Annotated in this window: 21 protein-coding genes and 2 pseudogenes; 7 read left to right on the top strand and 16 right to left on the bottom strand. The window is 71.8% G+C overall.

What is annotated here, in order from left to right; translation table 11 throughout:
- Positions 1–204: 204 nt before the first annotated feature.
- The 5 genes and pseudogenes from AB0C78_RS09530 to AB0C78_RS09510 form a co-directional block, all read right to left on the bottom strand.
- Positions 205–2,388 carry a tetratricopeptide repeat protein gene (locus AB0C78_RS09530; protein ID WP_360744284.1) on the bottom strand — a complete coding sequence of 728 codons (2,184 nt, stop codon included), beginning with the start codon at positions 2,386–2,388 and terminating at the stop codon, positions 205–207.
- A gap of 112 nt (positions 2,389–2,500) precedes the next feature.
- Positions 2,501–3,245 (bottom strand): annotated as a pseudogene (locus AB0C78_RS09525) (transposase family protein).
- Between the two features lie 112 nt (positions 3,246–3,357).
- The gene (locus AB0C78_RS09520) at positions 3,358–4,170 is read right to left on the bottom strand and encodes a class I SAM-dependent methyltransferase (RefSeq protein WP_360744281.1); all 813 of its coding nucleotides are present in this window, start codon (positions 4,168–4,170) and stop codon (positions 3,358–3,360) included.
- Positions 4,171–4,825: 655 nt separating this feature from the next.
- Positions 4,826–5,296 carry a VOC family protein gene (locus AB0C78_RS09515; protein WP_360744278.1) on the bottom strand — a complete coding sequence of 157 codons (471 nt, stop codon included), beginning with the start codon at positions 5,294–5,296 and terminating at the stop codon, positions 4,826–4,828.
- 53 nt (positions 5,297–5,349) lie between these two features.
- On the bottom strand, positions 5,350–6,009 hold the full coding sequence (locus tag AB0C78_RS09510; RefSeq protein WP_360744275.1) for a hypothetical protein: 660 nt from the start codon (positions 6,007–6,009) through the stop codon (positions 5,350–5,352).
- Between the two features lie 132 nt (positions 6,010–6,141).
- On the opposite strand from AB0C78_RS09510, the gene AB0C78_RS09505 reads away from it, so the two are divergent.
- The 3 genes from AB0C78_RS09505 to AB0C78_RS09495 all read left to right on the top strand — a co-directional run bounded on the left by AB0C78_RS09505 (position 6,142) and on the right by AB0C78_RS09495 (position 9,039).
- Complete coding sequence (locus AB0C78_RS09505; RefSeq protein ID WP_360744272.1) at positions 6,142–8,169, top strand: histidine kinase; 2,028 nt, start codon at positions 6,142–6,144, stop codon at positions 8,167–8,169.
- Positions 8,157–8,804: a response regulator transcription factor gene (locus tag AB0C78_RS09500; RefSeq protein WP_360744269.1), complete on the top strand. Its 648-nt coding sequence runs from the start codon at positions 8,157–8,159 to the stop codon at positions 8,802–8,804. Before AB0C78_RS09505 ends, AB0C78_RS09500 begins: the two co-directional genes overlap by 13 nt.
- 82 nt (positions 8,805–8,886) lie before the next feature.
- Positions 8,887–9,039 carry a hypothetical protein gene (locus tag AB0C78_RS09495; protein WP_360744266.1) on the top strand — a complete coding sequence of 51 codons (153 nt, stop codon included), beginning with the start codon at positions 8,887–8,889 and terminating at the stop codon, positions 9,037–9,039.
- A 247-nt stretch (positions 9,040–9,286) separates the two neighbouring features.
- Here the strand turns inward: AB0C78_RS09495 and AB0C78_RS09490 are convergent.
- The 10 genes and pseudogenes from AB0C78_RS09490 to AB0C78_RS09445 all read right to left on the bottom strand — a co-directional run.
- A pseudogene (locus AB0C78_RS09490) lies at positions 9,287–10,003 on the bottom strand (IS5 family transposase); the annotation flags it as partial.
- 31 nt (positions 10,004–10,034) lie between these two features.
- Entirely contained in the window at positions 10,035–10,454 is a 420-nt protein-coding gene (locus AB0C78_RS09485) for a hypothetical protein (RefSeq protein WP_360744263.1), read from the bottom strand.
- 9 nt (positions 10,455–10,463) lie between these two features.
- A complete protein-coding gene (locus tag AB0C78_RS09480; protein ID WP_360744260.1) occupies positions 10,464–11,111 on the bottom strand; it encodes a DUF6192 family protein in 648 nt (215 codons plus the stop codon).
- 175 nt (positions 11,112–11,286) lie between these two features.
- On the bottom strand, positions 11,287–11,763 hold the full coding sequence (locus tag AB0C78_RS09475) for a hypothetical protein (RefSeq protein WP_360744257.1): 477 nt from the start codon (positions 11,761–11,763) through the stop codon (positions 11,287–11,289).
- Positions 11,764–11,967: 204 nt separating this feature from the next.
- The gene (gene surE / locus AB0C78_RS09470) at positions 11,968–12,888 is read right to left on the bottom strand and encodes a 5'/3'-nucleotidase SurE (protein ID WP_360744253.1); all 921 of its coding nucleotides are present in this window, start codon (positions 12,886–12,888) and stop codon (positions 11,968–11,970) included.
- Positions 12,889–13,213: 325 nt separating this feature from the next.
- The gene (locus tag AB0C78_RS09465) at positions 13,214–13,891 is read right to left on the bottom strand and encodes a hypothetical protein (RefSeq protein WP_360744250.1); all 678 of its coding nucleotides are present in this window, start codon (positions 13,889–13,891) and stop codon (positions 13,214–13,216) included.
- 142 nt (positions 13,892–14,033) lie between these two features.
- On the bottom strand, positions 14,034–14,846 hold the full coding sequence (locus AB0C78_RS09460) for a maleylpyruvate isomerase family mycothiol-dependent enzyme (RefSeq protein ID WP_360744247.1): 813 nt from the start codon (positions 14,844–14,846) through the stop codon (positions 14,034–14,036).
- A complete protein-coding gene (locus AB0C78_RS09455; protein WP_360744244.1) occupies positions 14,843–15,550 on the bottom strand; it encodes a DsbA family protein in 708 nt (235 codons plus the stop codon). The genes AB0C78_RS09460 and AB0C78_RS09455 overlap by 4 nt, the downstream gene beginning before the upstream one ends.
- Positions 15,547–16,194, bottom strand: coding sequence for a TetR family transcriptional regulator C-terminal domain-containing protein (locus AB0C78_RS09450; RefSeq protein WP_360744241.1), 648 nt, complete (start codon positions 16,192–16,194; stop codon positions 15,547–15,549). Before AB0C78_RS09450 ends, AB0C78_RS09455 begins: the two co-directional genes overlap by 4 nt.
- Positions 16,195–16,199: 5 nt before the next feature.
- Complete coding sequence (locus tag AB0C78_RS09445; RefSeq protein ID WP_360744239.1) at positions 16,200–16,802, bottom strand: TetR/AcrR family transcriptional regulator; 603 nt, start codon at positions 16,800–16,802, stop codon at positions 16,200–16,202.
- Positions 16,803–16,912: 110 nt separating this feature from the next.
- On the opposite strand from AB0C78_RS09445, the gene AB0C78_RS09440 reads away from it, so the two are divergent.
- Genes AB0C78_RS09440 through AB0C78_RS09430 form a run of 3 tightly spaced genes read left to right on the top strand, consistent with a single transcriptional unit; the run spans position 16,913 to position 21,627 of the window.
- Positions 16,913–17,062, top strand: a complete 150-nt coding sequence (locus AB0C78_RS09440; protein WP_360744236.1) for a hypothetical protein — start codon at positions 16,913–16,915, stop codon at positions 17,060–17,062.
- Positions 17,063–17,077: 15 nt separating this feature from the next.
- Positions 17,078–19,108: a glycoside hydrolase family 3 C-terminal domain-containing protein gene (locus tag AB0C78_RS09435; protein WP_360744233.1), complete on the top strand. Its 2,031-nt coding sequence runs from the start codon at positions 17,078–17,080 to the stop codon at positions 19,106–19,108.
- Positions 19,109–19,152: 44 nt separating this feature from the next.
- Positions 19,153–21,627, top strand: a complete 2,475-nt coding sequence (locus AB0C78_RS09430; RefSeq protein ID WP_360744230.1) for a glycoside hydrolase family 2 TIM barrel-domain containing protein — start codon at positions 19,153–19,155, stop codon at positions 21,625–21,627.
- A gap of 62 nt (positions 21,628–21,689) precedes the next feature.
- On the opposite strand, the gene AB0C78_RS09425 is transcribed toward AB0C78_RS09430, so the two are convergent.
- Entirely contained in the window at positions 21,690–22,571 is an 882-nt protein-coding gene (locus AB0C78_RS09425; RefSeq protein WP_360744227.1) for an isocitrate lyase/PEP mutase family protein, read from the bottom strand.
- A gap of 182 nt (positions 22,572–22,753) precedes the next feature.
- Here AB0C78_RS09425 and AB0C78_RS09420 point away from each other — a divergent pair, with 182 nt between their 5' ends.
- Positions 22,754–24,055 (top strand): FAD-binding protein, encoded by a 1,302-nt coding sequence (locus AB0C78_RS09420; RefSeq protein WP_360744224.1) that lies wholly within the window; start codon positions 22,754–22,756, stop codon positions 24,053–24,055.

The raw sequence follows: 24,055 nt of genomic DNA, 5'->3' as shown, positions 1-24,055 counted from the left end.
CACCGAAAACAGCTATCTCTCATCTCTCTGTCCGGCCGCGGCTAGCTCGCACGAGAACCTGCAAATTCTCCATATATAAGGACCAAACGCCCTCTTAGTGCCTGTTCGAGAACCTGTTGATCGTCGTTCTGATCCCGGGGCTGCTGTTCCGGAGCCCGCCAGAGTGTTTCGCTGGGTGGTCGGTGTGGCGAACGGTTTGCTGGGTCATGATCGGCTTGTCAGTTCGCTGAGTTCTTCGCGGGTGCCGATGGTGAGGCTGTGCGCGTCGCCCAGGACGCGTTTCATGACGTCCAGCAGGTCACCGAGCATCGCCGTGGCCTCGCTGTGGCGGCCTTGTGCGGCGATCGCGCGTGCCAAGGTGGCACCGGTGCGCAGTGTCAGAGGGTGCTCGGCGCCGAGAACGCGGCGGTGGACTTCGAGTGCCTCGCGGCTCATCTGTTCGGCTTCGGGGTGTCGGCCCAGTTCACCGGTCCAGCGGGCCAGGTCCGACCAGGCGTCCAGGGTTCGAGGGTGCTCGGCGCCCAATACCCGGCGGTCGATGTCGAGAATGCGCCGGCATAGGCGTGCGGCTTCCTGGTGGTTGCCTTGCATGCCGAGTGACCAGGCGAAATCGATGGCTGTGGCGAGTGTGTCGGGGTGTTCTGCTCCGAGCACCGAATGCTGATCGGCGGTGAGCCCGCGATACATCTGCTCGGCTTCGCCGAAGCGGTTCTGCGCCATGACGGTGTCCGCCAGGTGGTCGCGGGTCGCGAGGGTGTCGGGGTGGGTCGGGCCGAGGACCCGTGACTGGTCGTCGAGGACGGTGCGCAGGATCTGCTCGGCCTCCGCGGCGCGGTCTCGGCTGAACAAGGTGACCGCCAGGAGATGCCGGGCGGCGAGCGCTTCGGGGTGCTCGTCTCCAAGGGACGTGGCCGCCGACAGGCTGGCACGGGCCAGTTCCTCGCCCCCGGCGCTTTCCTTGTTGCCGTCGAGCCATAGTGCGGCCAGTGCCTGTCTGCTGATGCCGAGCAGGGCGATCAGGGCTTCGTCCTCAAGGTGCGGTGCGAGCCAGTGCAGCATGGCGCGGATGTGCGGGAGGACCCTCTGCCAGGCGGGCCAGTCCGCGGGACGCTCGGTGTCGAGATGTTCCACGGCGGCTTGGAGGAGTTTGACCGCATCCGTTCCTATGTCGGGGAGTCGGGCGCTGAAGGTGGTGAGCAACCGGGTGCGGCCGGTGTCGGCGACCACCGGGTGGATTCTGATGTGCTGATCGGTGGTGATGTCGATGAGCGCGACCGTGGCCAGCGCGCGCAGGCCTTCCAGGCGTTGGCGGGTCGCCGATGCCAGCAGCATCGATTCTGGGAGCGGTACGTCAGGCGCGAAGCACGACAGCAGGCACAGCAGTTCGCGCCCTTGTTCCACGCCTTGCCGGGCCAGGGCGTCCAGCGACAGCTCCCAGGTCTGCAGCACCGTGCCGCGCGGGTCGCTGCGCGCGCGGTCGAGATCGATGACCGCGTCCGGTGCCAGGGCGCCGTCCAGGGCTTGTTGATACTCGGCGAAGCTGCGCCAGCGGGCGAACGGGGCTGCCAGGTAAGCGCCTGCCAGGTGCAGCGCCAAAGGCAAGCCGCCGAGCCGTCTGGCCAGCGCCAGTGCCTCCTCGCCTCCGGGGTCGTCGACCTGAGGGGCGGCCTGGCGGAGCAGTGCCGCCGCGCTGGCGTCGTCGAGGGTTCCCACGGTCCGCATCCGGACCCATGTTCCCCAGGTGCTCGGGTCGGTGTGACGCGTCGTCACGAGGATCATGAGCCCACCATCGGGACGGATCCACCCGGTGCCGTCGGCCGGCAGCGATGGGTGCCCGGCGGTCAGCACACCGGGATCGTCCGCATTGTCCAGCACCAGCAGCCCTCGTCGTCCTGACAGCACCTCCCAGACGCGATCCGATGCGGTGGCCGTGCCCTCGCGAACCTCCCGGGCCACCGCTTCCGGCGCATCGATATGGTGAAGGATCTCCAGGATCCCGCCGCGCAGGGACTCCGCGTCTGAGGCGTTCACCCACCACACCGGCCGGCCACGCCCGCGAGCCTCAACAGCGATGCGCAAAGCGACGGTCGACTTACCGACACCGCCCATCCCGGCCAGCACCCACACGCCGCCCGGCTTCTTGCTCGCGCGGCCGCCCAGGCGATCACTCAACTCCGCCAGCAGATCGTCTCGGCCCACGACATCCGCCGGTAAACGTCCCGTGGGCACGGCGACCGGAAGCGCTCCGCTCCCCGGTCTCTCAGGCCCCTCGCTCTGCTCGCCGCGCCTGACGTCACGGCGAGTCAGCACCGCGACCCTCCACTGACCCACCCCGACGACCAGGCCCAGCACCCCGGCCACGGAGGCCAGTACGGCCAGCAACTCCATGCCCTGACGATAAAGCGCAAAGCCACCACGCCATAGACATTTTGCAGGCATATCCCGCTGGAAGAATTGCCACCGTCACTGCCGGACAGTCACTGACGTTTTCTCAGGGTGATCATTTCCAGACGCCGTTGAGGACGAGGGCGGCTTGGGCGATGTCGCCGATACGGCTGGGGCTGAGGGTGACGTGCTGCAGGGTTCGCCACCGTTGTTTGAGCTCGGCTACGGCGCGTTCGCCGAGGGCGCGAACGCCTCTGATCAGGTTGTTGGTGATACGAGTGTCCGCGTGCAGGGCCTGCTCGGAGCGGCCTTTCGGGCGCCGGACCGGGACGAGGATGCCGATCCCCGCGCCGATGTAGCCCTTGTCGGCGAGGGTGGGCAGGCCGTCGGCGGCTGCCTTGTACAGCGCGGGCAGTGCGTGGACGCGTGCGGCGGTGATGTCGGGGGTGGAGCCGGGCTCGACGTCGGAGACCCACAGCGGGGTGCCGTCCGGGGCGGACAGGAACTGCACATTGCCGCCGAAGGCTTTGTGTTTCTGGCTGAACCAAAGGTCGCTGTCGTTGTCGCGGACCCCGGCGAGGCGGTCGGACTCGATTAGCGTGCCGTCGAGTATCACGTGGGTCATGCCCTCACGACGGCAGCGGTCCAGGACCTGGTGCAGGTCAGGAGCCTGGTCGGCGAGTACGTCGATGCCTTCGTGGAGGTAGCGGTAGCCCGTGGCCTGGGAGACGCCGGCGTCTCGGGCCAGGCAGTGTACGCAGCTGCGCTCGCGGAACCAGCGCACTGCGTGCGGCCAGCAGACGAGACAGGTACTCCACGACGTGGCGCGGGATGTCGAGCGTGGCAGCATTGGTGACCAATGTGGTGCCTCTGGCTCAGCAGACGATCTTGTGAGAGAGGCCTGTCCTACCAGAGACTTCACGTCTGCCTGGCACGGGGCCCGCATACCCGAGCCGCGCTGGGTGGAGTGGCTCAAGCCTTTTCGGCGCGGATCGAATAGGTGAGGGGGATCCGCGGAGTGCCTTCAGGATGCCGGTAGATGTCGCCGTCGTGGCGCTCAAGCGACTGGCGTTGGAGGTAGAAGGTGTGGTCGTGCTCGTGGAGGAACTGGATCCGTAGCCCAGCTCCGGCGATCGCCGAGACAACGGTCGACAGACTGTGCCGCCACTCGACGGTCTTGTTGTGCTCGGTCATTGCCGCCTCGTCGGCGTAGGTGCCGGGGCCTCCCGAGGCTTCCGGACCTTCATCGAAGTAGTCGTGCGTGACCGTGCGTCCTGTCTCATCGTCAAGGACGAAACTGAAGGGATGGAACTCCGCAAGGTACAGGCACCCGGCGGGAGCGAGCAGCTCAGCGACCACCGACGCCCAGCGGCCGATGTCAGGAAGCCAGTTCAGCGCCCCGAAGCCGGCATAGACAATGTCGAAGGTCTCCGCCTTGACCGCCGGGACGGCGTCGTAGACGTCCGCGGTCAAGAAGCGTGCGTCGATGCCCAGCTCGGTCGCGAGTCGTGAAGCCGCTTCGATCGCGGGCGGAGAGAAGTCCAGCCCGGTGACCTGTGCTCCTCGTGCCGCCCAGGACAACGTGTCCCGACCGAAGTGACACTGCAGATGGATCAGGCTCTTACCCCTGACATCCCCCACCTCGGCTTTCTCGAAGTCCTTCAGCGAATCGGGGCCAGCGCGAAACCCCTGCATGTCGTAGAAGTTAGTGCCCAGGTGAATGGGCACCCGCTCGTCGCAGTACGCCTTGTTCAACTCCCGCCAGCGCCCTGCCAGGTCACCCATGAACCCGGACGATACAGGAAGGCGGACTGGCGCACTACGCTGCCGAACTCGGCAGCCATTCGGTGGTCACCAGCAGCTCCAAGGACTCTCGAAATCCAAATCCGGATACGCGTGCGGGCGACAGCGCCGCCCAACGCACGGCTGATCTTCGGCGCCCGCCGCGCGGCCCGTGCGGGCTCTCGGCGAGTAACTGCCACGGAACTCAAGCAGCGATGCCCCACCCCCGCACGTCACGCCCAGCCCCAGCCGAAATGGAACCTCGCCCACACTGCATGCTGAACCGACGCTAAAAGTGGTCATCGCTGAGAAAACGTCACTGACAACAGTGCGGCTTCCAGCATCACAGAAGTCGAAGCTGGTCTCCTATGTGCGTGGGAGGTCTCGCGCCGCCACCGGGCATCGAGCCGTGGTCCCAGGTGATCCAGCAGTTCGTTCAACAGGTGCGGGCTGAGCTGGCGGGACGCCCGGACGAACTCCTCGTTGGTGCGTGCCGGATAGGCGGGAAGCGTCTCTTATCGGCGAAGGCCGCGCCGCCGTACCCGTCGCGCTGCCCGACATTGAGCCGCAGTCGCGGGAAGGCGCCTGCGCTGAGGACATCCGGCGTTTCGGTGTCCGGGGTGACGGCGTTCCAGGGCTTGCGGTCAGGGGTTTGCGGTCAGCGGCTCAGGCGTGGGTGGTTGTAGGTGCCGATGAGCCCTGATCCGTCGAATTCCAGGCCCAGGAACGGCGGTGGCTCCTCCGCGTCGTAGATGAAGCGGACGATGGTGCCGTCAGGGTCGGGGACGTCCAGGGCGGCGCCGTACCTTCCTCGGTCCTGGTGTTCGTGGGGCAGGCCCAGTCGTTCGCATCGGGCGGCGAGGTCGTGCAGTGCCTGGGCCGTGGGGACTTGAAGGGCGAAGGCGTCGAAGCCGGTGAGGACCGGTTGGCCCGCGCAGACCGTCCGATCGCGGAGGGCGATGCGGACTCCGCTGGCGCGATGGACGAGGGCGGCCCCGCGCAGAGTGCCGCGCTCAACGAACTCAAGGGCCAGTTCCATGTCGAGTAGTGCGCGGTACCAGGCGACGCTTCGCGCCAGGTCGCTGACCGGCAGCTTGACGTGGGCGACTCCAGTGATGTGTGCGTTCATGGGCTCTCCCAAGGGCGGCGATAGGCAGCCGGGGGTGCGGGGCTGGGCCGGGTTCAGGTGTCGCGGGCGGCCAGGAGGCGTTTGATGATCGGGATGGAGCCGGCGATGCGGATGGCGGCGATCGGGAGGGCGAGGGCGCCGACGCCGGTGAGCAGTGCCACGGGGAACATGCCGCCCACGCCGATGGCCAGCGCGGCCCATCCGGATACGGTGCCGGAACGCCACAGGGCGATGGCGAGGAGGATCGCGCCGACGAAGTAGAGCGGGAAGAGGAAGAGCGGCACCAGCGGTGGGCTGTCGAGCCTGGTGGCGAGCCGGTCGAGCCCGGTGTGGTCGGTGATGCCGCTCATCAGGACGAGCGGCATGCTCAGCATCGCGTTGGCGAGCATGGCCGTCAGGCCGAAGAACGAGCAGGCCAGTCCTGTCGCGGCGAGGCGGCGGGAGCGCCGGGCGGCGATGGCGAGGGCCACGACCGAGCCGAACATGAACGGGAACGAGGCGGCGGCGAGGTTGAACGACAGCATCGCCTGGTCATGCTGGGTGTCGATGGTGTGGTAGTCGGGCAAGGAGCCGTTCCACAGGTCGGGCAGGGTGGCCAAGGCCAGCGCGATGAGGGCGGGGCCGATGACGAGGCTGATCGCGGTGAGCAGCGATCCCATCGGGCGTGCGGTGCGGGGCGCGGTGTCCGCGGCGGTGGTCGAGAAAGTGTTCATGGCTCGACGATGCGGGGCGCGGGGGTGCCGGGTCATGGGTGGCCGCCCTGGTTTCCGCTCCGGGTTTTCCCTGAGCGGACAGCAGGGTTCGCCCTCTTGCCCGGCCCTTGGGCGGGAGGGGACCATCCAGGGGTGGCGGTAGGGGACGGTCTCGCGGCGCTGACGAGCCGGGACGCGTTGCGTGCGGCCGGCTGGGTGATCGGGACGCTCGGGGCACTGTCAGGGCTGCTCGGGCCCGTACTGGCCCGCTCCGTGGACTCGACGTCGATGGTGGGGATCTTCAGCGGGTCCGGCGCGTGCGCGCTGGGGGCGGTGATCCTCGACCGCCGTCCGGCGAACCGCTGCGCCTGGGGCTTCCTTGCGGGCGGCGTGCTGCTGGTCGCCTTCAGCCTCTGCTACAGCTGGGCGGCCGGACAGGTGAGGGCCGGGAACACCACGCCGCGGGTCGGCACGGTGGCGGCGGTCGCCGAGATCATCGGGACGCTGGCGGGCGGGTCGCTGCCGCTGTTTCAGTTCTTGTTCCCCGACGGCCGGCTGCCGTCGCCGCGATGGCGGCCGGTGTTCGCCTGCTATCTGGCGGGCTGGCTCGGCGGGGCGGTGGCGGTCGCGGTCGCGCTGTGGCCGCATCGGCTGCCCGGCATCGTGGCCGACAACGGATCGGTGCCCATCGCCGTTCCCGCCGAACTCGACGGCGCGCTGCGGGTGATCGGCGTCACCGAGGCGTTCGCCGCGGTGTTCATGCTGCTGGGGGTGGCGGCGGTCGCGGTACGGCTGCGCCGCGCCAGGGGCGACGAACGCGCCCAGATCCTGCTGGGCCTGTGGGGCCTGGCGGTCACGGCCCTGCTGATCGCCGCGACCGCGCTGCTGTCCGGGCTCGGCGCGGACGGCGTCGAGACGATCACCTCGCTGGTGGCGCCCGTACCGCTCCTGGTCGCCGTGACGGTCGCGATGCGCCGGCACAGGCTGTTCGACGTGGAGCGTCTGGTCGGCCAGACCATCACCTACGTCACGATCACCACGCTGCTGGTCGCCCTGTACGCCGGGACGGCGATCGGACTGGGCGCGCTGGCCGGGGCCCTGGGCCTGGGCAGCGGGGTGGCGGTCGCCGCGGCCACCCTCGCGGTCGCCGGCGCGTTCCGTCCGTTGCTGCGGCTGGTCAAAGGCGTGGTGGACCGGCGTTTCGACCGCCGGACCTGGCTGGCGGTCCGGGCCGTGGAGGACTTCACCCGGCGGCTGCGCTCGGGCGACGCCTCCCCCGGCGACCTGGTGGCCGCCTTGCGCACCGCCATGGACGACCCCACCGCCACCGCGGTCTACCTCGACGGTTCCCGGACCATCGACCTCGGCGGCGCGCCCGCCGAACTGGCGCCGCTACAGGACGCGCGGCGGCTGCGCCGTGAGGTCAGCGCCGGCGGTGCTCCCGTCGCCGTCGTCGAGCTGGACGGCCGGCTGGCGGGCGAGCCCCACCTGGTCGAGGCCGCGCTGTCGGCCGCCGCCCTCCCGCTGGAGAACGCGGCGCTGCACGCCCGGGCCGCCGTCCGGCTGGCCGAGGTCGCCGCCTCACGCAGCCGGATCGTCGAGGCCGACGACCTCAACCGGCGCCGCATCGAACGTGACCTGCACGATGGCGCGCAGCAGCGGCTGGTCGCGCTTGCGCTGCGCCTGCGAATGGCCGAACGCGAACTCGGCGATCGCCGGGCCGCCGCGGTCCTGGCCGACGCCGTCGCCGAACTCCGCGCCACCGTCGACGAGCTTCGCGAGCTCACCCGCGGCATCCTGCCGCCCGTACTGTCCGACGAGGGCCTGGCCGTCGCGCTACGCACCGCCGCGGCCCGCATGCCGGTGCCCGTCACCCTGGACATCACCCCCGACCGGCTGCCACCGACCATCGAGGCCACCGCCTGGTTCTTCGCCTGCGAGGGCATGACCAACGCGGCCAAGCACGCCCGCGGCGCAGCCCTGACCGTCCGCGTCCAACGCGCCGGAACGACCGTCCAGATCGAGGTCGGGGACACCGGCGGTGGTGGCGCGCAGCTCACTCCCGGCGGCGGCCTGCAGGGACTCGCCGACCGGGTCGCCGCCGTCGGTGGCCGCTTCACCATGGACAGCCCGCCCGGCGGCGGGACCCGGCTGAGCGCGGAGCTGCCATGCGCATCGTGATCGCCGACGACAGCGTCCTGCTCCGCGAAGGGATCGCCCAGCTGCTGCGGCGCGAGGGCCTCACCGTGACCGCCGGCGTGGGCACCGCCGAGGCCCTCCTGACCGAAGTCGAACGCCACGCCCCCGACGTGGCCGTCATCGACATCCGCATGCCACCCACCCACACCGACGAGGGCCTCCAAGTCGCCGCACGGCTACGCCAGACCCACCCCGCGCTCGGAATCCTGCTGCTGTCCCAATGGGTGCACGCCGGACGCGCCCTCGACCTGTTCCGCAGCGGCGGCGCCGGTCTCGGCTACCTGCTCAAGGACCGCGTCACCGAGGTCGACGACTTCCTGGACGCGATCCGCCGCATCGCCCGCGGCGGCTCCGTCCTCGACCCCGACGTCGTCGCCGCCCTCATCGCCGCACCGGCCGAGACGACCCCGCTCCACCACCTCACCGACCGGGAACGCCAAGTCCTGTCCCTCATGGCCGAAGGCCGCTCCAACTCCGCCATCGCCGACAGCCTTTACCTCGGCCGCAAAACCATCGAAACCCACGTCAACGCCATCTTCACCAAACTCGGCCTCGAGCCCGCGCCCGACGACAACCGCCGAGTCCTAGCCGTCCTCACCTGGCTCCAAGCGCAGTAGCGGAGGATGTCCTGACATGCTTGTTTCTCCGGGGAGGACCCCACGGCGGGCAAAGGGACCCAGCAGACAAAGGACCCAGCTGATGCACTCCTGGAAGGAGCAGGCCGCCGCCCTGGAGGGCGGGGCCCGCCGGTATATCGAGGTGTACGTCCTGGACGACGTTGTTCGGGTCCGCGCCGAGCCGGCGGACGCGATTGTCGACTCCCCCGCGCTGCCTGCCGTCCGAACAGGCTGAGCGGGCGCGATCCGGTGGGGGCTGCGTCGTCGACCGCGACGCTCAGGTTGGCAGTGTGCGTCGACCAGCCCGGCCACTGCGTAACGTCCGGGCAGCTGTTCGGCACCGGTGGGCGGTGTATCGGTCCAGCATCCGTTCTGGTCGATCCCGCCTTCAACCGGTCGGCCGTCGGGCAACCCGACCGCTGTCACCCGCCATGGCTCCATGAACGACCAAACCAGCCCGCGCCGCCACCTTTCCGGCTTAGAGAATTCCGACGGTTCAGACCCCGCCAGGACAGAGTCCGCTCGACGACCCAGCGGCGGGGGACGACCACGAAACCTGAGGCGCCGGCCGGCCTGGACACGATCAACAAGGTCAGGTTGAGGAAGGAGTCGGTCCAGCTGACCAGGGTTCCGGCGTAGGCGCGGTCGGCCCAGGCGCAGGCCGGTTCCGGGTGGGTGAGCCGCAGCCGTGCGAGGAGTTCGCGGGCGGCGTCGCGGTCGGTGCACTCGGCGGAGGTGACCATCACCATCACCGGTAAGCCGCCCAGGTCGACCGCGAGGTGACGCTTGCGCCCGTTGATTCTCTTGGCGCCGTCGTAGCCGCGGCTGGTCTTGCCGACGGTCTCGGCGGCGCGGACGGTCTGGCTGTCCAGCACGATCGCGGCTGGGTTGGGCGCGTAGCCGCGGCGGGCGCGGACGCGAGCGCGGAGCTGGTCGCGCAGACGGCTGATGACACCGGCGCGGGCTCAGCGGGTGAAGAAGCCGTAGACGGTCTGCCAGGGAACCCCGTAGTCGTGCGGCAGCGCCCGCCATTTGATGCCGTTGTCGACCACGTAGCGGATCGCGTCCACGATCACCCGCCGCGGATGCTTCTCCGGGCGGCCGCCGCGCGGGGTCTGGCAGGCCGGGACGGGCAGCAGCGGCTCGATCAGTGCCCACTCGGCCGCGGTGGTGTCGGAGGGATACCGCCGCCGGCGCATCGCCCACCCCTTCCGCTGCCTGGTCCGGTGGTCAGTAGCCCTTGGCCAGCTGGGACAGCCCGGCCTTGACGCCGGTGAGCAGGTCCAGCATGGTCTGGGCGTCCTCGTCATCAGGGCACGCGGCGACGGCCGGCGCGGCGGTCGAGGTGATCAGGCGGCGGGTCCGCACCAGCATCTGGTGGCAGACCGCCGCGGTGAAGGCCACCCACTCGGCCGGATCCGACGACAGCTTCCATCCCTCCCCGCGGGTCCAGGTCAGCGGCTCCAGGTTCGCCATCGCGGCCGTCTCACGGACATAGAGCAGCCCCTTGCGGACCTGGTAGAGGGTCATCCCGGTCGCCGCGACCAGCTGCGCGGTGCTCAACCCGGCAGGGCGGGCCTCGCGCAGCGCCAGCAGCACCCGGTCAGCGCACACGTTGGCGGCCAACCGGCCGCCCGAGCGGGCCATCACCGACCCCGCTCACTGCTGGTCGCGCAGCAGCGCGGCCAGACCCTCGTCCAGCGAGGTGTTGCCGGTGTCGACCGCGTTCTCCATCCAGTCCGCGGTCGTGCGAACCCGGGTGAGGTTCTCGTGGATCCGGGTGCGCTCGTCCTCGCTGAACGACCGGCCCCGCAGCGTCGGGACGATCCGGCCGCCGGCGGCCACGAAACTCGCGCAGGCGCCGATCAGATCGATGTAGCCCATCGTGTGGTCCACCCTGCGCAGCGCCGGCTCGGCGACCCGCCGGACCGGCTCGGCGGCGACGTGGTCCAGGTGCTGCTGGGCCCGGTTCACCAGGTGCCGCGCGGTCTGATCAGTCATCGCCGTCCGCGCGACCGCCGGGCGCCGCAGCAGCTCGGCCGTCGCCTGCGAGGCGACCTCGTCATCGTCGGCCAGGTCGTGGATCGCGCGGATCTTCTGCGCCACCGTGGTCGGGGTCCGGGTCGGCTGCCCGATCCGGGTTCGCGCGGCGTCCTCGGTCCAGCGGTGCCGGCCGGTCCGCTCGTCCAGCGGCGGGGAGTCGATGGCCTCCCAGCGCTCGGCGTCGTCGGAGATGCCGGCCAGGATCCGGTGGATGTGGTGCGAGACGTGCTTGCGGCGCCGCTCCTTGGGCCAGCGCGAGGCCACCCACCGGTAGTCATCAGCGTCTTGACCGGAACCCCGATGTCATCGGCGAAGATCGGCGCCCAAGGCCGCGAGTTCGGCCGTGACCGGCTCCATCTCACGATCCCCGTCGACTCCCTCCGACGTGATCGGATGCCTTTTTCTTACCCCCGAGGTAATCACACGACGGATCTCTCGGTCAGGGGGCCTCTGGGGGGCGATGGTGGGACAGGTGCTCGGTCTGGCAGGCGGCGCAGCGGCCGGACCAGCCGTAGGCCACGCTGGCGGCGGCCTCCACCGCCGTCATGGCCTCCCCGCACCAGCGGCAGTGCCGGGCCGTGCCGCGGGCGACGGCGACCACGGGCATCTGGTCGGCCGGTGGCCGGACGCGGAGTGCCATGGCGTCGCGCTCGGTCAGGTAGCCCGCGTCGATCAGTGCCGCGGCGGCGCAGGCCAGGGCGTCCGGCGGCCGGACCGGCCCATTCACGCGGACCGACACCAGGTAGGGATCCTCGCCTTCCACCACGACCTCGGTCCTCGCGCCGGACTCAGGCCGGAACGCGCTGCGCACCACCATGCGGATCTGCTCGGCCGCCCAGTCGCGCTCGTTCCGCAACGGCCGCGCGTCGACCGCGTACCCGAACTCCGGGCCCAGTTCCTGGACCGTCACCGCCACGCCTCAGTACCTCTTTCACCACGCCCCGGCCGGACGGCGAGATCACGCGCGACACCGACCAGCACCCGGCCGGGCCTTCGCGCCGCGACGCCACCTCGCCGGACGGCTCCCAGAACCATGAACCAGCATTGCCGAAACCTGATTCAGGAAAGACTCTACCGACAGGCCGAAGGCGCCTCCACTGCGCCTTGGTCCGCGGGTGGGTCAGGGCTTGAGGCCGGCGAGCAGCGCGGCCGTCCGAGAGTAGGCGCCGGGGTCGGCGGTCCAGTCGCCGTCGATCGGGGTGATGCTGATCTTGTCGTCGGCGAGCGCGGCGACGTCGGACGCGGGTCCTGGAGGCTGCGGGGTGTAGGCGATGCTCACCTTGTACGTGCCGTCGTGGTCGTCCTGGTAGGACGGCGTGAGGAGCGGCTGCCGGTCCAGCCGGGTGAGGGCCCATCTCGTCGCGGGCCGGTCGCCGTCGGCGCCGATGATCGGGTAGTTGATGTTGAGGCCGGTGTGGTCGGGCAGCAGCCTTCCGCCGTGCCGGCGGCGCTGGAGCTCGGCCAGCAGGTCGACCATGAAGCCCGCCGTCCGGCGCTGGGCGTTGAGGGTGGGCTGGGCGGAGCCGGCCGGGTCGGCTTCGGTGCTGACCGCGATGGCCGGGACGTCGTTGTCGAGCGCGGTGACGGCGGCGCCGACGGTGCCGGAGTGATTGGCGATGGCGGCCGGGTTCTGGCCGAAGTTGGTCCCGGAGACGACCAGGTCGGGCGCTCGGCCCTTGAAGACCGCGAACAGCCCGAACGACACCGAGTCGCCGGGGGTCCCGCCGACCGCCCACACCTTGGCGGAGACGTGCCGGACCTTCAGCGTCGGTGCGGTGCTCTGCCTGGTGCCGGCGCCGCTCTGATTGTCGGCGGGCGCCACGATGGTGACGTCGTGCCCGGCGGCGGTGAGGGCGTCGAACACCGCTCTGATGCCCGGGGCGTCGTAGCCGTCGTCGTCGGAGAGCAGGATGCGCAGCGGTGGCGTGCCGGCCAGCGGGCGGGCGGCGGCCTGCGCGCTCGCGGTGGCGGACGGTGCTCCGGCCACGGTTCCGGCGAGGGCGATGATGCTCAGTCCGGTCAGCGTTCTGCTTGCCTTCATCGGCGGACCTTTTCTGCAAGAGGGGTGGGTGGGGGCACGGCGAGGCCGGCCGGGGTGCGGAGGCGGGAGATGGGGCGGTGGCGGCCATCGGCCTCTGCCGCGCCGGTCGGGGGGCGGGGCCATGACGCTCCTCGCGCATTTGGTTATACGTTTCAACGACGGGTATAGCGCATGTATGAGCGCCGTCACAAGAGGGTCATGTGCGGCGAGGCGGTGGTGGTCCTACAAGCCCGTTCATGCGTAGATGCGGCGCCCCGGCTGGGGCGCCGCATCTAGGAGATGTGTCACTGAGGGAGCGAGTGCCCGGAAGGGGCGTCGCCCCGGTTCACCGCCGGCGCGGCAGGGTCGCGTGCCAGCGGTGCCCGTCGCCTCGCGAGGCCTCCTGGTCCTCGCGCGACGGCGGCGCCTGCCTCTCCCATTCGGGGGCGGCGGTGGATCCGCGGCCGGAGCGGTCCGCGTCGGGGGCCGCGGTCCTCCTGCCGGAGCGCTCGGCCCCGACCGCGCCGGCGGTGCCGGCGGCGACCCCCGCGCGTTCGGCCTCCGCACGCCGCGCCTCTCGCACGCCGACCACGAGGAAGCGTCCCAGCGCCGTCGCGGCCAGCAGGATGACGATGGCGCCGAGCCCCTCGAAGAAGGACAGGTGTTCGGCGATCTGGCGCGTCTGGCCGCCGAGCGCGCGCCCGGGGCCGCCGCTCCACAGCGGAGCGATCGTGGTGCCCACGACGAACCACAGGCCGCCCGCGATGGCCAGCCAGGAACCGACGATGGCGACGGGACGGGCGGCGCTGATCAGCAGGATCAGTCCGCCCAGCATGACGGCGATCGCCGGGAGGATGGACAGCCACAGCCGGTCGGAGGTGTAGTGCCAGGTGGCCGTCGACCCGAACCCGAAGGAGAAGTAGGGGCCGATGAAGGGTATGAGCCCGCCCCACAACCCCAGGAGCACCAGCAGCAGCCCGTTGATCATCCCCCGGCTGCGCGGCGCCTTCAGCATCCCGGACATCGGAGTCCGCGGAGCATTCGTCGTCCTAGTCATGGTCGTCCCTCCCTGACTAGGTTGAAATGTCCTATTTGTGCGCTGTACCCGAGTCGGCCCCGACCAATCCGCTGACCAGGAACGATTCGGCGCGCGCGGGGCGCGGGCCTCAGATGGTGAAGGCCAGGTTGTCGAGGATCCGGCGGCCCAGCTCGCCGTCGCCGGCGACCTCCACGGCGTCGTGCGCGGTGGTACGGCCGCCGCAGAGCCGCAGGAACAGCGTCGAAGGCAGGCGCAGTGCCGTCGTCGGGGTTCCTCCCCCGCCGTCGACCAGCCGCGCGCGGCCGTCGACTTCGACCGTCAGGGCGCGCCGGACCGGTCCGGTGAGGTCGAAGCGGACGGTGCTGCCGTCCGGCGCCGCGGCGCGCTTGCCGACGACGTACCCCAGGGCGCGGGCCGCCTCGTCGATCGCGGCATCGGCCGCCGGGCCCTCCTCGTTCCCCGGGGCTTCGACGGCGGCGCGGACGTCCTGCTCGTGCATGTAGCAGTCGTAGATCCTGATCTGCATGAACCGGCCGTAGGTCGCCTGGCCCGCGGGCGTCCAGCTCGGGGCGTCGAAGTCGGCCTCGGACATCCCGGCGAGCGTCCCGGCGCGGCGGGCGGTGACGTCGCGGAACCGCGCCAGCATCGCGGCGGGCTCCTCCTCGCGCAGTGCCGTGACCCACTGCTCGTTCACCGCCGCGATGTCGTTGCGGACGTGCGGCAGCGCCGTGACGTCGGCGCCGGTCTCAGGCACGGGCTCGCCCGCGAGCATCGACTCGGTCCCGATCAGGTGGGCCACGACGTCGGTCACCCGCCAGCCCGGCAGGCAGGTCGGCCGCGACCAGTCCGCGCCGGCGAGGGAGGTGAGCAGCCGGTCGAGCGCCGCCCACTCCCCGACGAGCACGTCGATCACATGTTTCCGGTCCGCGTCCCGGCTCATGCCGCACCGCCCTTTCCGGCGTCCTCGGGGATCTCGATCACTCGGCCGCGGTCGATGCTGACCCAGTCGCGGCCGCTGAGATAGGGCTGGAGCGCCCGGTGGATGCGCCGCCGTTCCGCGGCGCCCTTCGGCCGCTGGATCTCGTAGAGGTCGGGGAACTCCAGCATCCCGGTGACGGTCTCCCAGAGCCGCACGGCGCGGTCGCCGGCGGGCGGGTCGATCAGCACCGGCCCGAACAGGCACTGGCCGTCCGGGAAGAACAGGGTCGGCACGCCGAAGCCGCCGGCGTCGACCACCCGCCGGTGGTCGGCCCGGACGTCGTCGTGCGTGCCGGGGTCGGCGAGGGCCTCGTCCAGCACCGAGGCGCCGAAGCCGAGCTCGTCGAGCAGCCGCCGCGCGACGGCGGGATCGTGCGGCCTGCCGCCGCGCACGTGCAGCTCGGCGCCGATCGCGCCGTACCAGGCGTCGAGCGCCGCCATGTCGCGGCGCCGCAGCAGCGCGCCGATCCGCATCAGCGACCAGCCGTACGACCACGGCCGCTCCCACGGATGCTTCTTGCCCTCGGCGCGGTTGACCTCCTCCAGGCTGAAGAAGCGCCAGGCGACCTCGATCCCGAGCCGGTCGCGCACCTCGCGCAGCCAGACCGAGGTCGCGTAGGCGAACGGGCACATCGGGTCGAAATGGAAGTCCACGGCTTCGGTCATGCGCGCTCCCGGAGGTTGGCGGCGATCACCTGGTGCAGGGCCCGGGGGATCTGCGACGCGTCCGACCGGCCCGTCTTGGCCAGCAGGATCATGCCCTGGAACTGGGCGACCAGGATCGTGGCCAGCAGGTCCGGGTCGACGCCGTCGCGCAGCGCGCCCCGGTCGGCCGCCGCGCGGCACAGCACGGCGAGGCGCCGCTGCCATCCGGCGAAGACCGCGGCGAGATGCGCGCGGAGGCCGTCCTCGGTGGTCGCCAGCTCGGCGGCGAGGTTCCCGAACGGGCAGCCGACGACCCGTCCGAACCGGGCCTCGAAGCCCGACTGGATCTCCCCCACCGCGTCGGCCATCGCGTGCAGCCGCGCGGCCGCCTCGGCCGCGCCCTCGGAGGCGGGTGAGGCGCCACCGTCGGAGGCCGGCGAGGCGCCGGCGGCCTGGTCCAGGCGCTCCCACAACGCGGCGGCGTGGTGGTCGATGACCGCCTTGGCCAGGTCGGACTTGGCCGGGAAGAAGTGGTAGAAGCTGCCGCGCCGCACGTCGGCGGCCGCGCACAGCTCCTCCACCCCCACCGACTGGTAGCTGCGGGTCAGGAACAGCTGCACGGCGCTCCTCACCAGCCGCTCGCGCGCGTCGCTCGTCCGGGGCACGCCCCTCACCCTCGCGGATAGTTGACCGGTCCGTCAAGAACGAAGAACCGGTCGGCGAACAGCTCCCATTGGGCGAGGAAGTCGATGCCGGGGTCGCGCAGCCAGTGGAGCTGCAGGCCGTCGAGGAAGGACAGCAGCTCCACCGCGGCCAAGCCGGGCCGAGGGTGCCACGAGAGCAGGTAGCGCTCGAACATGGCGCGCCCCTCTTCGAGGCGAGTCTGGAAGTAGGCGTGCGCGGGATGCGCGGGGTTGAGCGCCTCGGCGGCGAGGACGGCGTACAGCTGCAGGATCGAGCGCTGGGTGAGGTTGCGCCGGACGAAGGCCGTCATGGTCGCCCGCGCGGCGGCCGGGTCGCGCGCGGGCTCCAGGGTGCCGCCGACGGTGGCGAGGTCGAGGTCGTCGCGGCGTTCGAGGACCGCGATGAGCAGGGCGTCCTTGGAGGGGAAGTGGTGGAGCATCCCGGCCTTGGTCATGCCGCAGGCGGCGGCGAACGCCTCCAGCGGGACGCCCTTGAAACCGGAGGACGCGATGAGCTCGGTGGCCGCCTTCAGGATCTCCTCGCGGCGTTCGGCGAGCGGCAGCCGGCGGCGGCCTGGCGCTGGGGGCATGCGGGCGCGGTTCCTCCGGACGGGGATTGACGGCGGTCATGGTACCGGCCAAGCTTATCTACGATTCGGTAGATAAGAAGTGCGCCGCCTGCCCACGGAAGGGGCGTGCCATGCCCGCGACTCCCGATCCCGCCGCCTTTCCCGCCGCCGTCGCCGCCGTCCGCGCCGGCGCCTCACCCGACCAGGCCGCCGGAGACCTGCTGGGGCTCCTCACCCCCGAGGAGCGGCTGTGGCTGCTGGACGGCGACCAGCCGTTCTGACAGGGCCTGGCCGCGATGATGACCGACGGCTACAACCGCGCTCCCCTCCCGATGGGCCGGATCGAGCGGCTGGGCGTCCCCGGCCTGCTGTTCTCCGACGGGCCGCGCGGGGTGGTGATGGGGCGATCGACGGCCTTCCCCGTCTCCATGGCCCGCGGCGCCACCTGGGACGTGGGCCTGGAGGAGCGCGTCGGCGTCGCGATCGGCCGCGAGGTGCGCGCCCAGGGCGGCAACTTCTTCGGCGGCGTGTGCGTCAACCTGCCGCGCCACCCCGCCTGGGGGCGGGTGCAGGAGACCTACGGCGAGGACCCGGTCCTGCTCGGGGAGTTCGGCGCCGCGCTGACCCGCGGAGTGCAGCGCAACGCGATGGCGGTGGCCAAGCACTACGCGCTCAACTCCATGGAGAACGCCCGGTTCAAGGTGGACGTCACCGCCGACGACGCGGCACTGCACGAGGTCTACCTGGCGCACTTCCGGCGGGTGGTGGACGAGGGCGTGTCGGGGATCATGACCGCCTACAACGCGGTCAACGGCGAGTGGGCCGGGCAGAACGAGCAGCTCCTCGAAGGCGTGCTGCGCGGACGGTGGGGCTTCACCGGCGTTACCGTCTCCGATTTCGTCTGGGGCCTGCGGGACGCCGCGCTCTCGCTGCGCGCCGGGCTGGACGTGGAGGAGCCCTTCCGGCAGCAGCGGGCGCGGCATCTGCCGTCCGCGTTGGAATCCGGTCGCGTGTCCTGGGACGAGGTCGACCGGGCGGCCCGGCGCGTCCTGCGCACGCAATTGCGGCACTACGCGACCCGCGCCGAGGACGAGCCGCCGGCAGACGTCGTGTTCTGTCCCGAGCATCGCGCGCTGGCGCGCGAGGTCGCGGCCCGGGCGATGGTGCTGCTCAAGAACGCCCCGGTCGACGGTGCTCCCCTGCTGCCATTGCCGCGAGGCCTCTCCTCACTCGCGGTGATCGGGCGCCTGGCGCATCTGCCCAACACCGGCGACCACGGTTCGTCCGACGTGCACGCCCCCGAGGTGGTCACTCCCCTGCGCGGCCTGACCGAGGCGCTCCCGGGCACCCGCGTCGAGCACGTCGCCGAGGACGATCCGGCCGCCGCCGCGGCGGCCGCCGCCCGGTGCGACGCCGTCGTGGTCGTGGTCGGCTACACCGCCGAGGACGAGGGCGAGTACGTCGGCGGGGACGTGCTGTCCGACGCGGCTCTGCTGGGCCTGTTCCCCCCGATCGATGACGACCTCACCCGGCAGCGGTTCGCCTCGTTCATGGACGGTTCCGGCGGGACCGGCGCGAGCGCGGCCGTCGGCGCCGGGGGCGACCGCACGAGCCTGCGGCTGAGGCCGATCGACGCCGGTATCGTCCGCGCCGCCGCGGCGGCCAACCCGCGTACCGTCGTGGCGATCGTGACCGCCGGCGCCGTCATCACCGAAGAATGGCGCGACGCCGTGCCCGCCGTCCTGCTCTCCTGGTACGCGGGGTGCGAAGGCGGCCACGCCCTGGCCGACGTGCTGCTCGGCGACGTGGACGCATCCGGGCGCCTGCCGTACTCCATCCCGGTCTCGGAAGAGCATCTGCCCCGCTTCGACCCCGACGCCACCGCCGTCACCTACGACAAGTGGTTCGGCCAGCGGCTCCTGGACCGGGACGGTCACCGGGCGGCCTTCCCCCTCGGCTACGGGCTGTCCTACACCACCTTCACGCTCACCGACCTCGCCGTCGGCGCCCTCGACGGCGACGCGTTCACCGCCGCCGTGACCGTGACCAACACGGGCGCACGCGCGGGCCGCCACGTCGTCCAGCTGTACGGACGGCCCGTCGGCGCGGGCGGGGACTTCCCGTCCAGGGTCCTGCTCGGCTTCGCCGCCGTCGGCCTGGAACCCGGCGCGGCGGCGCAGGTCACGGTGCCCGCCTCGACCCGTCCCTTGCAGCGCTGGACGGGCGGCGGCTTCGTCCCCGCGGCCTCCGCCGCGGTCATCGAGGCCGCCTCCCACGCCGGCGACCCCGGCGCCGTCACCGCGGCGCTCGAGCTCCGGCCCGCCTGATCCCCGCCGCCATCGCCGGTCAAGAGACGAGAGGACGAGAACCCGTGATCCGCACTTCCTTCAACGACGGCTGGGAGGTCCGGCCGAAGGTCAACCCCTTCGCCGAGCTGATGGGCGCGTCCGCCCCGTTCCGGCCGGTCACGCTGCCGCACGACGCGATGATCGAGCAGGACCGGGCGGCCGTCGGCGGCCGCGAGGACGCGATGGAGGCCGCGTCCCGCGCCCACTTCCCCGGCGGCGCCTTCGAGTACCGCAAGGTCTTCTCCGTCCCGCCCGCGGACCGGGGCAAGCGGATCCTTCTGGAGTTCGAGGGCGTCTACCGGGACGCGACCGTGTACGTCAACGGCGACTTCGCCGGCCAGCGCCCGTACGGCTACTCCCGCTTCCGCGTCGACGCCGGGCGCTTCCTGCGCTTCGGCGAGGACAACGAGATCCGCGTCGAGGCCCGCACCCACCGGGACTCCCGCTGGTACACCGGCGCGGGGATCTACCGGGACACCTGGATGCTCACCGGCGGCCTGGTCCGGATCGCCCCCGACGGCCTGCGGGTGACCACCCCGGACATCGACCGCGAGCGCGCCGTGGTGGAGGTGGCGGCCACGGTCGAGAACGACTCGGTCGAGATCCGCACCCTGGACCTGGTGGCCGGGATCCGCGACGCCGCCGGAGCCGTCGTCGCCGCCGACACCGCGAAGGTCACCGTGCTGCCCGGCGAGCCCGCGACCGTCCGGCGGCGTCTCTACGTGCCCGAACCCGCGCTGTGGAGCCCCGAGTCGCCCGCGCTCTACTCGTGCGAGGTCGCGCTCAGGCAGGACGGCGCCGAGGTGGACGCCGAGGCCACCGCCTTCGGCATCCGCTCGCTTCGACTCGATCCCCGGTCCGGGTTGCGCGTCAACGGCGCGACCGTCGACCTGCGCGGCGCGTGCGTCCACCACGACAACGGGGTCCTGGGCGCGGCGACCCACGCCCGCGCCGAGGAGCGGCGGGTGCGGACCCTCAAGGACGCCGGGTTCAACGCCCTGCGCATGGCCCACCACCCGATGAGCCGCGCGATGCTCGACGCGTGCGACCGGCTCGGCATGCTGGTGATCGACGAGGCGTTCGACGTGTGGACCTCGTCGAAGAGCGACTTCGACTACAGCCTCAGCTTCCCCGAGTGGTGGGAGCGCGACGTCGAGGCGATGGTCGCCAAGGACGTCAACCACCCCAGCGTCATCTGCTACTCCATCGGCAACGAGATCCCCGAGACCGGCACGCCCTCGGGAGCCGCGCTGGGCCGCAGGCTCGCCGAGAAGGTCCGCTCCCTGGACGGCACCCGCTACGTCACCAACGGGATCAACAACCTGCTGGCCGTCCTGCCGGACCTGGCGCGGGCGAGCCGTTCGGCGCGGGAACCGGACGGCGCGGGCATCAACACCCTCATGGCCGACGCCGGGGACATGATGAACCTCGTCGCCGCCTCGGACCTGGTGACCGAGCGGACCGCCGAGTCCTACAGCGTGCTGGACATCGCCGGCATGAACTACTCCGACAGCCGCTACGCCCTGGACCGCGACCTGTTCCCGAACCGGATCATCGTCGGCACCGAGACCTTCCCGACCCGCGTCGACACCACCTGGAGCCTGGTGAAGCGGTACGGGCACGTCATCGGCGACTTCACCTGGACGGGCTGGGACTACCTCGGCGAGTGCGGCATCGGCCGTCCCCGCTACCGCGCGTCCGAGCCCGGCTCCGGCCTCCTCGCCCCGTACCCGCACCTGCTCGCCGGGTGCGGCGACATCGACATCACCGGCCACCGGCGGCCCGCCTCCTACTACCGCGAGATCGTCTTCGGCCTGCGCGCCGCCCCGTACATCGCCGTCCAGCGCCCCGAGCACCACGGACGGGCCTGGGACGCGACGCCCTGGGCCTGGAGCGACGCGATCTCCGGCTGGACCTGGCCGGGGTTCGACGGCAGGCCGGTGAAGGTCGAGGTCTACAGCTCCGCCGACGAGGTGGAACTCCTGGTCAACGGCCGTTCGCTGGGCCGGGAGCCCGCGGGTGAGGAGCACCGGTTCCGCGCCGAGTTCGACACGCTGTACCGGCCCGGCGAACTCGTGGCCATCGCGTACCGGGACGGCGCCGAGACCGGACGCCACGTCCTGCGCACGGCGACCGGCCCGCTCCGGTTGCGCGCCGAGCCCGACCGTCCGGTGATCACCGCCTCCGGCGGCGACCTGGCGTACGTCGCGCTCGCCCTGGCCGACGCCGGCGGCACCGTCCACACCGCGGCCGACCGCCCGGTGACCGTGGAGATCTCCGGCCCGGGCGTGCTGGCGGGATTCGGCAGCGCCGCCCCCTCCACCGAGCAGCGCTTCGACGCCACCGAACACCGCACCTACGAGGGACGTGTGCTGGCCGTCCTGCGCCCCACCGGAACGGGGCGGATCCGTCTTCGCGCTTCGGCCCCCGACTGCGAGCCGGCCGAGGCCCTGATCACCGTGGTGAACGAGCGGGACGAAGCGTTGGCGTCCGGCTGAGCGGCGACGAGGCCAGCAGGCGAACTCGCGACATCGAGCAGACCCGGAAACATCGAGCAGATCTAGAAGAGCCCGGACTCGCGGCGGCCGGTGGCGTGGTGGCGGCTGATGTTGCGCTCCAGCAGCGCCGTGGAGTCGGCGACGCCGATGGAGGCCTCCGGGAGCATCCCGTCGGCCTTCTTCAGCTCCTCGAGCGACCGCCGCATCGCGGTCTGCGCGGCGAACAGGCAGGGCGTGCTGTAGATGGCGACGTCCACGCCGAGGGCGGTGAGGTCGGTCAGCGAGAGCCGCGGCGACTTCCCGCCGGCGATCTGGTTGAACAGCAGCGGCTTGTCGCCGATCACCTCGCGGATCCGCCGGACGGCCTGCGCGCTGCGCACACCGTCGACGAGGACCACGTCGGCGTCGGTGGCGGCGAGCGCGGCCGCGCGGCGCAGGATCTCCTGCTCCTCGGTGGCGTCGGTGCGGGCGACGACGACCAGGTCGCGGCGGGTCGCCAGGACCATCTCGAGCTTGGCCAGGTACTCCTCCAGCGGCAGGATCAGCTTGCCGTCCGCGTGCCCGCAGCGGCGCGGGCGCTTCTGGTCCTCGATGATGACGCCGGAGGCGCCGGCCGCCTCCAGGTGCGCGACGGCGTGGCAGGCCACCTCCGGGTCGACGTAGCCGTCGTCGATGTCCACCAGCAGATGGTGGTGCGGGAAGGCCAGGCGCAGCCGTTGCGCGAAGCCGACCATGTCGGGCCAGGCGATGAACCCGATGTCGGGCAGCCCGTAGTGGGAGGCGGCGAACCCGAACCCGGAGACGAACATGCCGTCGAACTCCTGCGCGGCGATCGACGCGGAGAACATGTCGAACACCCCGATGAGCGGGGTGGCCTCCGCCGTCCGGATCGCTTCCCGGAGCCTGTCCCCGGCGCGAAGCGAGCGTGCCGTTGTGGTGGTCATGCGCAACCCCCGTTTGCTGTCAGCGCGACGATCGGTGACGGCGCCCACCGCGGACGCCCACAGCGAGGATACGGATACCGAGCGTTAAGTTCTACATCCTTGTAGTTTTTCTGCGGGGGTTCTCGGTCGGGGGCGGCGCGCCTCCTGGTCTGGACGGTGCCGTCGTGGGCAGGGAGTCCTTCGTGACGATCGGTGATCTGCGGAGAGCGGTCGAAGGGCGGGTGCTGGGGGTCGGCGACGACGGCTTCGACGAGGCGCGCAGAGCGTGGAACCTGACGATCGAGCAGCCCGTGGCGGCGGTGGTCGAGGCCGAGCACGCGGGCGACGTCGCCGCGCTGGTCCGCTACGCGCGGCGCTCGGGCCTGACGGTGGCCGCCCAGGCCGGCGGCCATGACGCCTCCGGTGACGTGGAGGGGGTGATCCTGCTGCGCACCGGGCGCCTGGACGACCTGCGGGTGTCGGCGCGGGAACGGGTGGCGTGGGCCGGCGCGGGCGTGAACTGGGGGCGGGTGCTGGCGGAGGCCGGGCCGCAGGGCCTGACCGGTCTCGCCGGCAGCTCGCCGGTGGTCAACGTGACCGGGTACACGCTGGGCGGGGGCCTGTCCTGGTTCGGCCGCAGGTACGGCTGGGCCTCGGACGGCGTGCGCGCGTTCGACGCCGTCGACGCCGACGGCGCGCGGGTCCGGGTCACCGGCGCGTCCGACCCGGAACTGTTCTGGGGGCTGAGGGGCGGCGGCGGTGACTTCGCGCTGGTGACGTCGCTGGAGTTCGACCTGCGTCCGGCGCCTTCGCTGTACGGCGGGCGGGTGGTCTGGCGGGGCGCGCGGAGCGGCGAGGTGTTCGAGGCCTTCCGCGGCATCACCGAGGCGGCGCCGCCCGAGCTGACCGTCTGGTTCAACCGCTTCGCCTTCCCCGGGGCGCCGCCCATGGCCGGGCTGGACCTGACCTACCTCGGCGACCCGCGCGAGGGCGCGGCGCTGGTGCGCGAGATCGACGGCATCGGCGACGTGGTCAGCGACGACCGCGGGCCCGTGGCGGTGGCCGGCCTCGGCGGGATCACCGCCGAGCCGACCGCACCGTCCTCCTCGGTGGCCCGCGCGGAACTGCTGACCGGCCTGGACGAGGGCCTGGCGACCGAGCCGATCGACCCGCTGATCTCGATCCAGGTCCGGCACCTCGGCGGGGCGCTGGCCGAGGCCGCCGCCGGCGCCGGCGCGAGCGGAGCCCTGCGCGAGCCGTACCTCCTCCAGATGCTCGGCGTCGGCCCGACCGCGGACGCGGTCGCCGCGGCCCGCGCCGCGCAGGACCGCTTGGCCGAGCGGTTCGGCGCCGTCATCGCGGGGCGCAAGCCCTACACGCTGCTGAACCCCGCCGAGTCGGCGGCCGACGCCTTCCCAGAGCCGGTCCTCTCCCGGTTGCGGGCGTTGAAGCGCTCGCGCGACCCGCACGGCGTCTTCCGCGCCAACCATCCCGTCCTCGGATAG

The organism is Actinomadura sp. NPDC048394, from assembly GCF_040651755.1.
Classification (GTDB): Bacteria; Actinomycetota; Actinomycetes; order Streptosporangiales; family Streptosporangiaceae; genus Spirillospora; species Spirillospora montaniterrae.
This window is presented reverse-complemented; position numbering and strand designations above follow the sequence as displayed.